General features: G+C 73.8%; 17 protein-coding genes. 10 read left to right on the top strand and 7 right to left on the bottom strand.

Annotation, left to right across the window (positions count from 1 at the left end):
- The first annotated feature begins 30 nt into the window (after positions 1–30).
- Complete coding sequence (locus V6U77_RS19750) at positions 31–1,062, top strand: 3-isopropylmalate dehydrogenase (protein ID WP_334607822.1); 1,032 nt, start codon at positions 31–33, stop codon at positions 1,060–1,062.
- A 189-nt stretch (positions 1,063–1,251) separates the two neighbouring features.
- On the top strand, positions 1,252–2,349 hold the full coding sequence (locus V6U77_RS19745) for a branched-chain amino acid aminotransferase (RefSeq protein WP_334607821.1): 1,098 nt from the start codon (positions 1,252–1,254) through the stop codon (positions 2,347–2,349).
- A gap of 81 nt (positions 2,350–2,430) precedes the next feature.
- Here the strand turns inward: V6U77_RS19745 and V6U77_RS19740 are convergent, their stop codons facing one another.
- From V6U77_RS19740 to V6U77_RS19725, 4 genes are all read right to left on the bottom strand, one after another.
- Entirely contained in the window at positions 2,431–3,168 is a 738-nt protein-coding gene (locus tag V6U77_RS19740) for a tyrosine-protein phosphatase (RefSeq protein WP_334607820.1), read from the bottom strand.
- 58 nt (positions 3,169–3,226) lie between these two features.
- A complete protein-coding gene (locus tag V6U77_RS19735; protein WP_334607819.1) occupies positions 3,227–3,685 on the bottom strand; it encodes a PRC-barrel domain-containing protein in 459 nt (152 codons plus the stop codon).
- A gap of 172 nt (positions 3,686–3,857) precedes the next feature.
- The gene (locus V6U77_RS19730; protein WP_334607817.1) at positions 3,858–4,388 is read right to left on the bottom strand and encodes a carboxymuconolactone decarboxylase family protein; all 531 of its coding nucleotides are present in this window, start codon (positions 4,386–4,388) and stop codon (positions 3,858–3,860) included.
- Positions 4,389–4,390: 2 nt separating this feature from the next.
- Positions 4,391–4,951, bottom strand: coding sequence for a peroxiredoxin (locus V6U77_RS19725; protein ID WP_121396157.1), 561 nt, complete (start codon positions 4,949–4,951; stop codon positions 4,391–4,393).
- Positions 4,952–5,290: 339 nt separating this feature from the next.
- Here V6U77_RS19725 and cimA point away from each other — a divergent pair, with 339 nt between their 5' ends.
- Positions 5,291–6,871, top strand: a complete 1,581-nt coding sequence (gene cimA / locus V6U77_RS19720) for a citramalate synthase (protein WP_334607816.1) — start codon at positions 5,291–5,293, stop codon at positions 6,869–6,871.
- A 48-nt stretch (positions 6,872–6,919) separates the two neighbouring features.
- Here cimA and V6U77_RS19715 read toward each other — a convergent pair whose 3' ends face one another.
- Entirely contained in the window at positions 6,920–7,903 is a 984-nt protein-coding gene (locus V6U77_RS19715) for an endonuclease/exonuclease/phosphatase family protein (protein ID WP_334607854.1), read from the bottom strand.
- A gap of 493 nt (positions 7,904–8,396) precedes the next feature.
- Between V6U77_RS19715 and V6U77_RS19710 the strand changes: the two genes are divergently transcribed.
- The 7 genes from V6U77_RS19710 (at position 8,397) to arfB (ending at position 14,003) form a co-directional block, all read left to right on the top strand.
- Positions 8,397–8,924, top strand: a complete 528-nt coding sequence (locus V6U77_RS19710) for a hypothetical protein (protein ID WP_334607815.1) — start codon at positions 8,397–8,399, stop codon at positions 8,922–8,924.
- Between the two features lie 303 nt (positions 8,925–9,227).
- Positions 9,228–10,277: an AAA family ATPase gene (locus V6U77_RS19705; protein ID WP_334607814.1), complete on the top strand. Its 1,050-nt coding sequence runs from the start codon at positions 9,228–9,230 to the stop codon at positions 10,275–10,277.
- Positions 10,274–11,293, top strand: coding sequence for a DUF58 domain-containing protein (locus V6U77_RS19700; protein WP_334607813.1), 1,020 nt, complete (start codon positions 10,274–10,276; stop codon positions 11,291–11,293). Before V6U77_RS19705 ends, V6U77_RS19700 begins: the two co-directional genes overlap by 4 nt.
- Positions 11,290–12,249: a VWA domain-containing protein gene (locus tag V6U77_RS19695; RefSeq protein ID WP_334607812.1), complete on the top strand. Its 960-nt coding sequence runs from the start codon at positions 11,290–11,292 to the stop codon at positions 12,247–12,249. Before V6U77_RS19700 ends, V6U77_RS19695 begins: the two co-directional genes overlap by 4 nt.
- Positions 12,250–12,293: 44 nt before the next feature.
- A complete protein-coding gene (locus V6U77_RS19690; protein ID WP_334607811.1) occupies positions 12,294–13,157 on the top strand; it encodes a S1C family serine protease in 864 nt (287 codons plus the stop codon).
- A 108-nt stretch (positions 13,158–13,265) separates the two neighbouring features.
- Positions 13,266–13,568, top strand: a complete 303-nt coding sequence (locus V6U77_RS19685; protein WP_334607810.1) for a hypothetical protein — start codon at positions 13,266–13,268, stop codon at positions 13,566–13,568.
- 9 nt (positions 13,569–13,577) lie between these two features.
- The gene (arfB, locus tag V6U77_RS19680) at positions 13,578–14,003 is read left to right on the top strand and encodes an alternative ribosome rescue aminoacyl-tRNA hydrolase ArfB (RefSeq protein WP_334607809.1); all 426 of its coding nucleotides are present in this window, start codon (positions 13,578–13,580) and stop codon (positions 14,001–14,003) included.
- A gap of 139 nt (positions 14,004–14,142) precedes the next feature.
- Here arfB and V6U77_RS19675 read toward each other — a convergent pair whose 3' ends face one another.
- Both V6U77_RS19675 and V6U77_RS19670 read right to left on the bottom strand, forming a co-directional pair.
- Positions 14,143–15,039: a 3-methyladenine DNA glycosylase gene (locus V6U77_RS19675; RefSeq protein WP_334607808.1), complete on the bottom strand. Its 897-nt coding sequence runs from the start codon at positions 15,037–15,039 to the stop codon at positions 14,143–14,145.
- 34 nt (positions 15,040–15,073) lie between these two features.
- Positions 15,074–15,840, bottom strand: a 767-nt coding sequence (locus tag V6U77_RS19670; protein ID WP_334607807.1) for a hypothetical protein, incomplete at its 5' end; no start/stop codon positions are given.

Here is a 15,840-nt window from a genome sequence, read left to right as displayed (position 1 = left end):
CGAAACGGCGAGGCGAGGGGGCACAGGGACGTGGCACGGATCGCGGTGGTGGCCGGGGACGGGATCGGACCCGAGGTGGTCGCGCAGGCCCGCAAGGTCATCGACGCGGTGCTGCCGGGGGTGGACGCCACCGAGTACGACCTCGGCGCCGCCCGCTGGCACCGCACCGGCGAGGTGCTGCCCGACTCGGTGCTCACCGAGCTGGCCGGGCACGACGCGATCCTGCTCGGCGCCGTGGGCGACCCGACCGTCCCGCCCGGCGTGCTGGAGCGGGGGCTGCTGCTCAAGCTGCGTTTCGCCTTCGACCAGTACGTCAACCTGCGCCCGTCGCGGCTCTGGCCCGGCGTGGCGGGGCCGCTGGCGAGCGTCAAGCCCGGCGAGGTCGACCTGGTGGTGGTCCGCGAGGGCACCGAGGGCCTCTACGCCGGCGCCGGTGGCGCGCTGCACCGGGGCACCCCGGCGGAGGTGGCCACCGAGGAGAGCCTGAACACCCGCCACGGCGTGGAACGGGTGATCCGCGACGCCTTCGCCCGCGCCTCGCGCCGGGAACGGCGCAAGGTCACCCTCGTGCACAAGACCAACGTGCTCACCCACGCCGGCTCGTTGTGGGCGCGCGCGTTCGACGCCGTGGCCGCCGAGCACCCCGACGTGGCCACGGAGTACCAGCACGTCGACGCCGCCGCGATGTTCCTGGTCACCCAGCCGCAGCGCTACGACGTGGTGGTCACCGACAACCTGTTCGGCGACATCCTCACCGACATCGCCGCCGCCGTCACCGGCGGCATCGGGTTGGCCGCCAGCGGCAGCATCAACCCCGAGGGCGCGCACCCCTCGATGTTCGAGCCGGTGCACGGCTCGGCGCCGGACATCGCCGGGCGCGGCGTGGCCGACCCGGTGGCGGCCGTACTCTCGGCGGCCCTGCTGCTCGACCAGCTCGGGCACGCCGACGCCGCCGCCCGGGTCACCGCGGCGGTGGGCGTGGAGCTGGCCGGCCGGGCCCCGGGGGCGGCACTGCGCACCGAGGAGGTCGGCGACCGGCTGGCCGCGTACGCCACCTCGTGAGGTGACCGACCGTCCCACCCAGAGTGACCATCACGCCGCCCGGCCGCATCCGGCCCGGCGGTGACAGCCGCGCGTCGGTACGACCGGCAGGCGGCGCTACCCGCTCCACTACCGTTCGGGGTAAGTTTCTCGCACCAGTTTCTCGGCATGCGGACCCGTGTGCCGTAGCCCCGCAGGGAGGTCAGCGCGATGAGCGGTGGTGACAAGCTCGACTTCGAGATCCGTCCGAATCCCGCGCCGGTATCCGTCACCGACCGGGCCGCCCTGCTGGCCAACCCGGGCTTCGGTCGGGTCTTCACCGACCACATGGTCACGATCCGTCACGCCGAGGGCAAGGGCTGGTACGACGCCCGGGTCGAGGCGCGTGCGCCGATCCCGATGGACCCGGCCGCCGCGGTGCTGCACTACGCGCAGGAGATCTTCGAAGGGCTGAAGGCCTACCGGACGGCCGACGGCGGGGTCACCATGTTCCGTCCCGAGGCCAACGCCGCCCGGTTCGGCATCTCCGCGCGGCGCATGGCGATGCCGGTGCTGCCCGAGGACGCCTTCGTCGACTCACTGCGCCTCCTCGTCGAGATCGACCGGGACTGGATCCCCGAGGGTGAGGACGGCAGCCTCTACCTGCGGCCGTTCATGTTCGCCAGCGAGGTGTTCCTCGGCGTCCGGCCGGCCAACGAGTACCTCTACGTGGTGATCGCCTCGCCGGTCGGCGCGTACTTCTCCGGCGGGGTGAAGCCGGTGACGGTCTGGGTCTCCCCGGACTACATCCGGGCGGCCCCGGGAGGCACCGGCGCGGCGAAGTGCGGCGGCAACTACGCCGCCTCCCTGGTGGCGCAGGCCGAGGCGATCGAGCACGGCTGCGACCAGGTGGTCTTCCTGGACGCGGTGGAGCGCCGCTACGTCGACGAGCTGGGCGGCATGAACGTGTTCTTCGTCTACGACGACGGCAGCGTGGTCACGCCGCCGCTGACCGGCGCGATCCTGGCCGGCATCACCCGGGAGTCGGTGCTCACCCTGGCGGCCGACGCCGGACACCGCGTCGAGGAACGGCCCGTGAGCTTCGCCGACTGGCAGGCGGACGCCGCGAGCGGCCGGCTGCGCGAGGTCTTCGCCTGCGGCACCGCCGCGGTCGTGACCCCGATCGGGCAGGTGCGTTTTCCCGACGGCGAGTTCCTGATCGGCGGCGGCGAGCCCGGCCCGGTCACGACGGCCCTGCGCCAGCAGCTCGTCGATCTCCAGCGGGGCAGGGCCGACGACCCGCACGGCTGGGTCCGCCGCATCCTCTGACGGCGCGGTCGGCTCCACCCGTCCGTCCACGTCACACCCGCCGTCCCGCGCAGCCCTGCGCGGGACGGCGTCGGCGTGGGCTCAGTCGAGCAGGTGGTCGCGCAGGGCGGCGAGCTGGGCGTCGGTGACGCCGGCGTGGCGCAGGTAGCCCTCGACCGAGCCGTGGGCCGCCCGCAGTTCGGCGAGGAAGAGCGTCATGGCCTCGGCGGGGCACGTCAGCACCGGCAGGGTCTGACCGGTCCGCCGGCCGGTGGACTCGAACCAGGCGCGGTAGCGCTCGCCGGCCTCGGTACTCAGGGCGTAGTCGGCGGCGATGTCGTCGTCACCGACGCCGAGCACCGCGAGGGTGAGGCCGCAGACGATGCCGGTGCGGTCCTTGCCGGCGACGCAGTGCACGACCACGGGGGCGTTGGCGCAGTCGGCGATCAGCCCGATCGCCTCGGCGAGCCCGGCGGTGCCGGTGCCGGCCAGGTCGGCGTAGCGGTCGGCCAGGTAGCGGGCCAGGTCGGTGCCGGGCCGGTAGAGCCGCTCGCCCCACTCGGTGTGTTCGGGGTGGATGTTGCGCCAGGTCAGGCCGTCGAAGTGGGGGACACGGCCGTCGCGCTCCACCTCGTACGGACGGCGCAGGTCGATGACCGTGCGCACGCCGAGGGCGGCGAACGCCTCCCGGTCGGTGTCGTCGATGCGGTGCAGCGAGTCGGAGCGGTAGAGCCGCCCGAGGCGCACCGGGCGACCGTCGTGGCCGCGATGGCCGCCGACGTCGCGGAAGTTGAACATGGTGGCGAAGGGAATCCTGCGACCGTCCTCGGTGGAGTCCACGCTGACACGGTAACGGCCTCCCGTGCTCCACGGGAGGCCGTCGCGCCGGTGCTGCCGGTCAGCGGGCGGTGCCGGGCGGGATGGCCGAGTACGTCTCGCCGTAGTAGCCGCCGAGCCGGTCCCGGTAGGTCGGGTCGGTGTCGGCGCTCTCGTCGTACTCCGGGGCGGCCTTGATCTGGTCCTTGCTCCGGTCGACGTGCACCTTGCGCTCGTCGTGGTCGACGTGGTTGACGGTGCCGGCCGGGATCATCACCTTCCGGCCGAAGATCCACGGTCCGGTGTCGACCACGAGGTAGCTGTCGTTGACCTCGTGGCTGGCGCTGTCGATCTTGCCGATGCCGCCGTCGGTGGCCTCGACCTTGTAGCCGACGAGGTCGGCGTCGGCGACCCTCGCGGTGTCCCGGTAACGCCACGGGTCGAACGTGCCGGCCGGGGCGCCGCCGGCGAACTCGCCCTGGCCGCCGCCGCGCAGCGGGTCCGGGCTGCCGTGGGTGCTGTGCGGGTCGAGCGTGTCCATCTGACAACTCCTGCCCCGACTGTCGCCAGTCGTCTCGCCGGTCGGTGTCCTCTGCCTCCTGCGGGGAGCTACCCGGGCGGTCGGCACCGGAAACGGGACCGGGCGGGGCGGACGCCGGAGACGACGGTGGGCCGGCGCCGCGAGCGCGGCGCCGGCCCACCGGGCGTACGCGTCAGGCGAGCGCGGCCTGGGCGTCCAGGGTGACCGCGGCGGCGTGCACGACGGCGGCGATGCGCAGCCCCTCGTGCACCTGCTCGCGGCTGAAGCCCGCGTTGCGCAGGGTCTTCTCGTGCGACTCCAGGCACACCCCGCAGCCGGTGATCGCCGAGACCGCCAGGCACCAGAGCTCGAAGTCGGCCTTGTCCACGCCCGGCTTGGCGATGATCTGCATCCGCAGCCGCGCCGGGATCGACTGGTACTGCTCGTCGCCGATCAGGTGCTTGGCCCGGTAGTAGACGTTGTTCATCGCCATGATCGTGGCGGCGCCCTTCGCCGCCTCGATCGCCTCCGGCTTGAGCTGGCCGCCCGCCTCGGCCGCGATCTCCCGCAGCACCTGCGGGTTGCGCGCCGCGACGGCGCAGGCCAGGGCGGTGCCCCAGGCCTGGGCCGGGGTCAGCGTGCTGTTGGCGATGGTCGAGCCGAGGTTGAGCTTGATGTCCTTCGCGTACTCCGGCAGAGCCGCCTTGATCGCGTCCAGACCCATGGTCAGGCCCCGGCGCCGGCGAGGAGCTTGGTGGCGTCCAGGGTCTCGCCGCCCTTGTTCCAGTTGCACGGGCAGAGCTCGTCGGTCTGCAGGGCGTCGAGCACCCGCAGCACCTCGGAGACGTTGCGGCCGACCGAGCCGGCGGTCACCATGACGAACTGGATCTCGTTGTCCGGGTCGACGATGAAGGTCGCCCGCTGGGCCACGCCGTCCTCGCCGAGCACGCCGCAGGCGGCGGTCAGCTCGCGCTTGACGTCGCTGAGCATCGGGAACGGCAGCTCGCGCAGGTCCGGGTGGTCCTTGCGCCACGCGTAGTGGACGAACTCGTTGTCCACCGACACGCCGAGGACCTGGGCGTCCCGGTCGGCGAACTCCTCGTTCAGCCGGCCGAACTCCGCGATCTCGGTCGGGCAGACGAAGGTGAAGTCCTTCGGCCAGAAGAAGACGACGCGCCACTTGCCCTGGTGGGACTTGTGGTTGATCGACTCGAACGCCTTGTCGGCGTCCAGCGACACGCAGGCGGTGAGTTCGTACTCGGGAAAGCGGTCACCGACAGTGAGCACAGGTCCTCCTTGACAGCGGCACGAAGGCCGGTAACTGGATCAATTCCAGATACTGCCCTAGCCCCGTTTCCGCCGGGGGGCGGCCAGGCGACTTGTGAAGTCGATCACCGGTCACGGGTCGTGCCGGCAGGCCCGCCGTCGCTGCGGTAACGGAACCCTGCGTCACCATCCCGCGATGTGGATTGTGCCTCCCAAAAACGGCACCCGGGTGGCAGAGTGGCGTTCGTGACGAACACCCACCTGTTTATTCGCACCTAGCGCGCCGGCCCCCTCCGCCGAGCGCGCAGACCTCCCGCTTCCGCGGGGGGTCTTTTTGTTGCTCTCCGAAAGGACTCCCTGATGACGTTCCAGGTGTACGACACCACGCTGCGCGACGGCGCCCAGCGTGAGGGGCTCAGCTACTCGGTGGTCGACAAGCTCGCGGTGGCCCGGCTGCTCGACGAGTTCGGGGTCGGCTTCATCGAGGGAGGCTGGCCGGGCGCGGTGCCGAAGGACACCGAGTTCTTCCGTCGGGCACGCACCGAACTCGACCTGCGGCACGCGCTGCTGGTCGCGTTCGGGGCCACCCGACGCGCCGGGGTGCCCGTCGCCGACGACCCGCAGGTGCGCGGCCTGCTCGACGCGCAGACGCCGGCGGTCGCCCTGGTCGCCAAGGCGGACCTGCGACACGTCGAGCGGGCGCTGCGCACCACCGCGGCCGAGAACCTGGCGATGATCAGGGACACGGTGGCGCACCTGGTGGCCGAGGGCCGGCGGGTCTTCGTGGACGGGGAGCACTTCTTCGACGGCTACCGCTCCGACCCGGCGTACACGGCCGCCGTGGTGGAGACCGCCCTGGCCGCCGGCGCCGAGCGGGTGGTGCTCTGCGACACCAACGGCGGCATGCTGCCCTCCCAGGTGACCGCCGCCATCGTCGACCTGACCGCCCGGCTGGGCGTCGGCCCGGAGCTGCTCGGCATCCACTGCCAGAACGACACCGCCTGCGCGGTGGCCAACACCGTCGCCGCCGTGGAGGCGGGGGTACGCCACTTCCAGGGCACCGCCAACGGCTACGGCGAACGCCCCGGCAACGCGGACATCTTCGCCGTGGTCGCCAACCTCCAGCTCAAGCTCGGGCTGCCCGTCCTACCGGACGGCTGCCTGGGGCAGATGGTGCGGGTCTCCCACGCCATCGCCGAGATCGCCAACATCGCCCCCGACACCCACCAGGCGTACGTCGGGGCCGCGGCCTTCGCCCACAAGGCGGGCCTGCACGCGAGCGCGATCAAGGTGGATCCGCTGCTCTACAACCACGTGGACCCACAGGTGGTGGGCAACGACATGCGGATCCTCGTCACCGAGATGGCCGGCCGGGCCAGCGTCGAGCTCAAGAGCCGCGAGCTCGGCCTGGACCTGGCCGGCCATCCGGAGGCGCTGTCGCGGGTCACCCGGCGGGTCAAGGAGCTGGAGGCCGGCGGCTGGTCGTTCGAGGCCGCCGACGCCTCGTTCGAGCTGCTGGTCCGCTCCGAGCTGGACACCGCCCCGGCCAGGCCGTTCGCGCTGGAGTCGTACCGGGTGCTGGTCGAGCACCGGGAGGACGGCGCGGTGGTCTCCGAGGCGACCGTCAAGATCCGCGTACGCGGGGAGCGGGTGATCGCCACCGCCGAGGGCAACGGTCCGGTCAACGCCCTGGACGAGGCGCTGCGGACGGGGCTGGCCCGGCACTACCCGGAGCTGCGCGACTTCGAGCTGGCCGACTACAAGGTGCGGATCCTGGAGGGCACGCACGGCACCGGCGCGGTGACCCGGGTGCTGCTGGAGACGGCCGACGGCGGCGGACGCGACTGGACCACCGTCGGCGTGCACCCCAACGTCGTCGAGGCGTCCTGGCACGCCCTCGTCGACGCGCTCACCTACGGCCTCGACCGGGCCCGGGTCTGAGCCGCCCCGGCCACCCGCGCCGCGGGAAGCCGCGGGCCGGCCCGGGCGTCACCGCGCGGGGAGGCGCAGCTCGGCCAGGACGGCGCGGTGGTCGCTGCCCGGGACCCGGTGCACGGTGACCGCCCGCACGGCGATCCGCCGGTCGACGAGCACGTGGTCGATGGTCACCGGGGGGATCGGGTCCCCGTCGTACGGGCCCCACGTGCCGACCAGGCCCGCGCCGGCCTGGTCGGCGGCGTCGACGTAGCCGGTGTCCAGCAGGGCGCGCAGCGGGGCGTGGTCGAGGGTGGCGTTGAAGTCGCCGGCGAGGATCCGCAGCGGCCCCTCGGGGGTGGCGGGCGGCTGTGCGGCCAGGTCGGCGCGCCAGTGGCCGACCTGGTCCAGCGCGTACGGGGCCGACGGGTGCACCGACTCGACCCGCACCGCCGGCGCCCCGGGCACCGCCACCGTGCCGTGGGACTGGTCGAAGCCCCAGCCGCCGCGGTTGTGCCGGACGCCGCCCTCGCCGATCGGGAACCGCGCGTAGAGCCCGGAGCCGACGGTGCCCACCCGCGGGTCGAGCCGCCGGTGGGGCAGCAGCCGGCCCAGGCCGAGCCGGTCCAGCTCCGCTTCGGCGTCCGGGGTGAACTCCTGCACGGCGAGCACGTCGACGCGGTGACCCCGGACCAGCTCGACCAGCGTCCGCGCGTCGGCGGCCCCGGCGAGCAGGTTGGCGGTCAGCAGCCGCACCTCCGGACCGGTGGCCGGGGGCTGGCCGGAGGGCAGGGCCCGGGGTGCCACCACGGCCACCAGGGTCACCGTGGCCAGCGCCGCGACCACCGCGGGCCAGCGGCGCCGCAGGGCGAGCGCGAGCAGCAGCGGCAGCAGGCTGCCGGCGGCGGCGTACGGGGTGAAGGCGAGCAGCTGTACCAGCGGCCCCCGGTCGAGCCCGCCCAGTCGTACCGCCGCCCAGGCGACGCCGGGTGCGACGGCGGCCCAGCAGAGCGCGGCGCGCAGCCGCGTCGCCCGGCGGCTCGTCGCCTGCCGAGGCACCTCGATGACCACGGCTGGAGGGTAGCGGGTCCCCTGCCCTCGCGGCGGCCCGAACCTGCCCTCGCGGCCGGACCTCGCTCGTGGCGGCGCCGAACCTGCCCTCGCGGTGGCCCGGACCTCGCTCGTGGCGGCCCGAGGTGGTGAGCACCCGGTGCGGCCGGGCGCGCCCGCCAGCCAATTCGTGAATGGTCGAGCGCTCGCTTCTCACAATTATCCCGAGCGCGGACGAAGCATTAACAGGGCGTGATCAACTATTGACGCCCGGCTTTTTGTGGTGCTACCTTCCAGTGGGTTGAGACGTCGAAACTCTGAGTAGTAATCCCAGCTCAGAGCGGGTGAGATTGTTGAAGCGACAACATTTAAGGTGCGGCCTGAGGTGCGAGCTCCAGGCACTTGTCGCTCATTTTCGCCCGGCCCACGAAATGGAAATCAGCCGTCCCTCGATCGGTGGGACAGGCCGAATCCGCACGGTCAACAAAAGGGAGACCCTGTCATGACCACACTCTTCCGACGCAAGGCGGTGGCGGTGGCGTTCACCGCGCTGGCGCTCACCCTGGCCGGGGGCGGGATCGCCGTCGCCCAGCCGGCGGCCCAGGCGCCCGTCGAGGTCGCCCAGCCGGCCGTCCGCCAGCCCGGCTCCGGCAGCCAGCCGGCCGTCACCCCCGCCGAGGCCCGCGCGGCCAAGGCCGCCCTGGCGCAGGGGCCGTCCGCGCAGGCGACCGCGCCGGGCACCGTCGCCTCCGCCGTCGTCACCAGCGGCGGCACCCTGCTCCGTGGCTCGCCCGAGGCGGTCTCCGCCACCCGTTACGGCCCCGGCCAGTACCAGGTGCTGTTCAACTACAACGTCTCGCTGAAGGCGTTCCACGCCACCATCGGCACCACCGACCCGTACAACGTGCCTCCGGGCGGCGAGATCTCCGTCGCGCCCCGGCTCCAGACGCCGAACGCGGTCTTCGTCCAGACCCGCAACTCGTCGGGAAGCTACGCCGACCGACCGTTCCACCTGGTCATCGCCAACTGAGCCCCCGCTGACGGCGCCGCCCCCCCACGTGAGGGGGCCTGCACCGCCGTATCACCCACCCCGCCCACCCACCCCGCCCGCCCCTTCAGGTCGATCATGCAGTTGTGGTGGGAGATGTGCCCTGGATCGCGCCTTGTGCGGGGCACCCCAACTGCATGATCGACGCCCGCAGCGGGCCGTGGCGGGCCGTGGTCGGCGCGTCCGCGTACGGTCGGGAGGGGCGTCCCGGTTCGGGTGGCTAAGGGCCGCCCCGGCGCTGATAATCCGACGTTTGTCCGCCCGTCGGCACGGGAAGCAAGCACCGTGACGGACATCTCGGACACCCTGGCCAGCGTGCGCAGCCCGGCCGATCCCGATGCGACCCCGGCCGACCTGGAACAGACGCTCTTCGAGGTCAAACGCGTGATCGTCGGGCAGGATCGGCTCGTCGAGCGCCTGCTCACCGCTCTCGTCGCCGACGGGCACTGCCTCCTGGAGGGCGTGCCCGGCGTGGCCAAGACGCTCGCCGCGCAGACCCTGGCCACCGTGGTGGGCGGCACCTTCTCCCGGATCCAGTTCACCCCGGACCTGGTCCCCTCCGACATCGTCGGCACCCGGATCTACCGGGCCTCCCGCGAGGACTTCGACACCGAACTGGGCCCGATCATGGCCAACCTGGTGCTCGCCGACGAGATCAACCGGGCCCCCGCCAAGGTGCAGTCCGCGCTGCTGGAGGCGATGGCCGAACGGCAGGTCTCCATCGGCGGGCGTAGCTATCCCGTGCCGGAGCCGTTCCTCGTGCTGGCCACCCAGAACCCGATCGAGTCGGAGGGGGTCTACCAGCTGCCGGAGGCGCAGCGCGACCGGTTCATGATGAAGGTCGTCGTCGACTACCCGAGCGACGCCGACGAACTCGCCATCCTCTACCGGATGAGCGCCGACCGGCCCACCGCCCGCCGGGTGCTCGATCCGCAGCGGCTGCGGAACCTGCAGGCCCGTGCCGCCCACGTCTTCGTGCACCACGCGATCGCCGAGTACGTGGTCCGGCTGATCCTCGCCACCCGCGACCCCGGGCGGTTCGGCCTGCCCGAGATCGCCCCGCTGCTCGCGTACGGGGCCAGCCCCCGGGCCACCCTCGGCCTGGTCCGCGCCGCGCGGGCCCAGGCGCTGCTGCGCGGTCGCGAGTACGTGCTGCCCGAGGACGTCCGCGAACTGGCCGTCGACGTGCTCGCCCACCGGCTGGTGCTCTCCTTCGACGCCGTCGCCGACGGGGTGGCCGCCGAGGCGGTGGTCCGGCGGCTGGTGGAGGCCGTACCGCCACCCCGCGTCGCCACCGGCCACCCGGAACACGCCTCCGACCTGGCGGCGGCATGAGGTGGCGCGCCACCACCGCGCCGGCCCCCGCGCCGACCGGTCCGGGACTGGCCGACCTCACCGGAGACCGGCGCCTGCGCCGGCTGGAGCTGACCGTCACGCGCCGGCTCGACGGGCTGCTGCACGGCCGGTACCGCGGCCTGCTGCCCGGTCCGGGCAGCGAGACCGCCGGCAGCCGCGAGTACCGGCCCGGTGAGGACGAGGTACGCCGGATGGACTGGGCGGTGACGGCCCGCACCACGGTCCCGCACGTGCGCCAGGTCGACGCCGACCGGGAGCTGACCACCTGGCTGCTGGTCGACGCGAGCCCCAGCATGGAGTACGGCACCGCCGAGCTGGACAAGCGTGAGCTGGCCGTGGCGGCCGTCGCGGCGGTCGGCTTCCTGACCGCGGGCGTGGGCAACCGCCTCGGCGCACAGGTGCTCGGCCCGGACGGGCTGCGCCGGTTCCCGCCCCGCAGCGGGCGGACCCACCTGCTCGGCCTGCTCCGGGCCCTGCTGACCGCTCCCCGCGTCGGCGGTCACGACGGGGACGGGCCGGTGCCGGCGGGCCCCGACCTGGCCGACGGGCTGGCCGCCGTGCAGCGGGTGGCGCTGCGCCGCGGCCTCGTCGTGGTGGTCTCGGACTTCCTCGACGGGCTGCCCGACGACCCTCGGCAGGCGCCGTCCTGGGAGGCCCCCCTGCGCCGCCTCGCCGTACGCCACCAGGTGCTCGCCGTGGAGGTCACCGATCCCCGGGAGCTGGAGTTGCCCGACGTCGGCCTGGTCACCCTGGTCGACCCGGAGACCGGGCGTCGGCGCGAGCTCTGGACCGGCGACCGGGCGCTGCGCGAGCGCTACGCCGCCGCCGCGAGCGCCCAGCGCGACCAGGTACGCCAGGCGTTGCGCCGCTGCGCGGCCACGCACCTGCCGCTGCGCACCGACCGGGACTGGGGCGCCGACATCGTGCGGCACGTGCGGGCCCAACGGCGGCTCGTGGCCGCGCCGGCCCGGGCGCCCCGGGGAGGTGCGGCGTGATCTGGCAGTCACCGGTGCGGCTCTGGCTCCTGCTCGGGGTGCTCGCCCTGACCGTGGGCTACCTGCTGATGCAGCGCCGACGCAGCCGCTACGCCGTCCGCTTCACCAACCTGCGGCTGCTCGACCGGGTCGCGCCGCACCGCCCCGCCTGGCGGCGGCACGTGCCGGCCGGGCTCTTCCTGGCCATGCTGGCGCTGCTGGTGGTCGGCTTCGCCCGACCCACGGCGGAGGTGCGGGTGCCCCGCGAGCGGGCCACGGTGATGGTCGCCGTCGACGTCTCCACCTCGATGCTCGCCGGCGACGTGGAACCGGACCGGCTCAGCGCCGCCAAGGAGTCCGCCCGGCAATTCGTCGACGGCCTGCCGGACGAGTTCAACGTGGGGCTGGTCGCCTTCGCCGGCAGCGCGGCGGTGCTGGTGCCGCCGAGCACCGACCGGGAGGCGCTGCACGAGGGCATCGAGCGGCTGGTCGAGGGGGCCACCGGCGTGCAGGGCACCGCCATCGGCGAGGCCATCAGCACCTCGCTCGGGGCGGTGAAGGGCTTCGACAGCCAGGCGGCGAAGGACCCGCCGCCGGCCCGGATCATCCTGCTCTCCGACGGGGCGAACACCTCCGGGATGGACCCGATGGAGGCGGCGTCCGAGGCGATCGACATGAAGGTGCCGGTGCACACCATCTCGTTCGGCACCCCGGACGGCACCGTGGACCGGGGTGGCCGGCCGATCCAGGTGCCCGTCGACGGGCAGACCCTGCGCGCGGTCGCCGAGGAGACCGGGGGCCGGTTCCACGAGGCCAGCACGAGCGACGAACTGCGGGCCGTCTACGACGACATCGGCACCTCGGTCGGGTACCGCGTCGAGCGGCAGGACATCTCGGCCCGGTTCATCGGGCTCGGGCTCGTGTTCGCCATGGGTGCCGCGGCCGGCTCGATGCGGTGGTTCGCCCGGCTGCCCTGATCCCGTACGGCCACCGTCGAGAAGGACACGTGAGGAGCGTACGCATGGCAGTGCAGACCGGGCTGGGCGAACCGCGCGGCCCCTGGTTCATCTCGCCGGAGCTGGATCTCCACGGGCGGCCCCGCCGGGACGGGGGCGGACCGGACGACGGCCCGGCCGGACGGGGACCGCGCGGGCGGGTGCTGGCGGCGCTGGCGGTGGTGGCCCTGTCGACCGCCTCCGGCGCGGTGGCCGGCGGCGTCGTGGCCGGCCGCGAGGATGCTCCCGGTCCGGCGGCGGCCTCGGCAGCCCCCGTCCCGGCCGAGCTGGTGACGGCGGCCGGGAAGACCGTGCCGGGGGTCGTCTCGGTGCTCGTGGGCGGGGCCGGCGGCGCCTCGGCCACCGGCTCCGGCTTCGCCGTCGACGACCAGCAGCACATCGTCACCAACGACCACATCCTGGCCAAGGGGCGCGGCGGCTCGGTGACGGTGGAGCTGCCCGACGGGCGGCGGTTCGCCGCCGAGGTGGTGGGGCGGGAGCCGCGCAGCGACCTCGCCGTGCTGCGGGTGCCGCCGTCGGCCGGTCTGGCGGCGTTGCCGCTGGCCAAACCGGGTTCCACCCGGGTGGGCGAGCCGGTGCTGGCGGTCGGCTCGCCGCTGGGGTTGCCCGGCACCGTCACCGCCGGCATCGTCAGCGCACTGGACCGACAGGTACGCCTCGGCGACAACCGGCACACCGCCGTGCAGACCGACGCCTCGATCAACCCGGGCAACTCGGGTGGCCCGCTGGTCAACGCGCGCGGCGAGGTGGTCGGGGTGAACACGGCCATCGCCACGATCGACGGCAACGGGTCGATCGGCATCGGCTTCGCCATTCCCATCGAACAGGTGCGGCGGACCGCCGACACGATCATCGGAAAGGGGGGCTGAGCTGCGATCCCGCCCCCGGGGCGGCCCGGGAATGTGAAAACTGTCGGATAGCCGGCGCGAAACGATCGGCCAATGGAAATATCACGCTGAGTATGGATACTGGCGTGGGTGGAGCGTCCTGAGTTCGTGGCCCTCCTGCTGGTGGGCCTGTTGATCGGTACCGGTGTGGGGTCGGCGTACGCCCGGGCACGGCGCGGGTGGGCCGACTACCAGACAGCCAAGAAGACCGTGCCCGGCGCCCGGCGCGCCGCGTGGCTGCTGATCAGGGTGGCCACCACGAAGATCGGGGTGATCGCCCTGCTGCTGGTGGGCGCGGTCGCGTACGCCGCCGCCGGCTCCGGCGACCAGCCCGGCCCGCCGGGCCAGACCCCGAGCCCGTCCGCCACCCCGAGTGTCCGGCAGGGGCGCTAGCCTCGGGGGGTGGACGACGGACTGCGGGTGAACGACCGGTGGACCGTTCCCGCTGCCGAGCTGCGGGAACGCTTCTCCCGGTCGTCCGGGCCCGGTGGCCAGGGCGTCAACACCACGGACTCGCGCGTCGAGCTGAGCTTCGACCTGGCCGCCTCGCCCGGCGTGCCCGAGCCGCTGCGGGCGCGGGCGCTGGAGCGGCTCGCCGGCCGGCTGGTCGACGGCGTGCTGACCGTCACCGCCAGCGAGCACCGAGCGCAGCTGGCCAACCGGGAGGCCGCCCGGGAACGGCTGGCCGCGCTGCTGCGCGAGGCCGTCGCCCCGCCGCCACCGCCCCGCCGGCCCACCCGCCCGTCCCGTGGGGCGAAGGAGCGCCGGCTGGCCGACAAGAAGCGCCGGTCACAGCGCAAGCGCGACCGCCGCGTCGACGGCGACTGAGGAACCACTGCCGACGAAGGCTGATACCTGTGCGGCATAAAGATACCTGTGCGGTATCGCGCGAGCGGACCGTATGGTCGTCGAGATCCGGCGCCGCCAGTCACCGCTCATGGAGCAGACGATTGCCGGGCGGTACCGCTCAGCCGACGGTGGTCGACAGCAGCCGGTCGCACTCGGCGACCAGTCGCGCCCGCAGCGGTGCGGCCCGCTGCGCGAACTCGCGCTGCCGCGCGACGTACTCGGCCTTGCCCTCAGGGGTCTCGATGGCCACGGCCGGCTCTCCGTAGGAGGAGAAGTCGTACGGGGACGCCCGCATGTCGAGCAGCCGGATGTCCCTCGCCAACTCGAAGCAGTCGAGCGCCAGGTCCCCGGGAACCGCAGGGCCCAGTTTGGTTGCCCACTTGTGGCAGTCCATCGACGCGTGCAGGCAGCCCGGCTGGTCGAGCTCGACCTGGCTCTCCCTGGTGGGTCGGAGCCGGTTGAGACCGACCGCGTCCGGGGTGAAGAACCGGAACGCGTCGAAGTGCGTGCAGCGGATCTGGTGCGACTCGACCACCGCGTCGGTGCCCTCCTGCCCGAGTCGCAAGGGGAGTGGATGCCGATGCTCACGCTGGCGGTACACCATCGCCCACTCGTGCAGGCCGAAGCAGCCGGTGAAGGCCGGTCGTGACGCGATCGCCGACAGCAGTCGACGGATGAAGCGCACCGACTCGGCCCGGTCGGCGAGGAACGCCGCGACGTCGAGGCTCACGACCCCGTCCGCCTCCGTGGCGTACCAGCGCCACTGCCGGTGCGGTGCGGGGCCGTCCGGCCCGGGCGCCAGGGAGACGCCCACGCCCGGGTGCCACCGTCGAAGCACCGAGGGGCGGGTGCCGTAGTAGTCGTACAGGAAGTCGTCGATCGCGTGGCGTTGCCTCGTGGCCTTGCGGGCGCGGTGGCCCGCGGTGAGGGAGTCGGCGCGCTCCTCGTGCGCCCGGCACTCGGCCTGCCAGCGCGCCGCGTCGAGCGCGGTGGTCGGGACGAGGGCAGCGGTCACGGATTCCAGGGTACGACCGCCGCCCGGCGCCCCGTCAGGGCACGTCCACCCGGACCCCGGCGGAGAACACCCCACTGCGCAGCTCCAACTGCTGCGGCGGTGCCTGCCCGTCGACCGTGAAGACCAGTGGCAGCACCGTCCGGCTGCCGGCCGCCATCGGCTGGGCGAAGACGTCCCGGCCCTGGTTGGCCGCCCGGGTCGCCTGCTCGTCGGTGCTGACGAAGTTGCCGTCGGGCAGGTAGGCCCGTTGCAGCCGGCCGTGCCAGCTCTGCTGCTCCGGGGTGAGGTTTCGCACCCCGACCGTGGCCTCGCACTGCCGGGCCGCCGTGCCCGGCTCGCACGCGACGCGGTACACGGTGAACTCGAACGCCGACTCGCGCAGCGGCTCGCCGACGGCGCCGTTGATCCCCTGACCCACCCACGCGCCGCCGGTCGGCTGGCTGTCGGTGTCGATGGCGGCGACCTGCCGGGTGGCCGTCCAGGCCGCCGTCCCCACCGTACCGGCGAGCACGGCGGCGGCGACCGGGACGATCAACCAGACGGACGGCTTGCGGCGGAGCTGTTCCGGGCGCGGCGCGGCCGGGCGCGGGTAGAGCGTCCCCGGGCCCGCGCCGGAGAGGGCCGCGGCGACCGGTCGGCGGCGCCGCCGCCAGGTCCAGGCGCCGCCCACCGCGAGCACCGCCACCGTGGCGAGCCCGGCCAGCAGCACCGGCGTCCGGCGCCACGGCGGCGCCTCCGCCCGCTCGGAGGCCGCGGCCGGCGCGGCCCCGTTCCCGGGCGCGGTCGGCGAGGAACGGCGTC

The sequence above is a fragment of the Micromonospora sp. CPCC 205546 genome, from assembly GCF_036902715.1.
Lineage (GTDB): Bacteria > Actinomycetota > Actinomycetes > Mycobacteriales > Micromonosporaceae > Micromonospora.
Note: the sequence above shows the minus strand (reverse complement) of the source record. Positions and strands in the feature narration are given on the sequence as shown.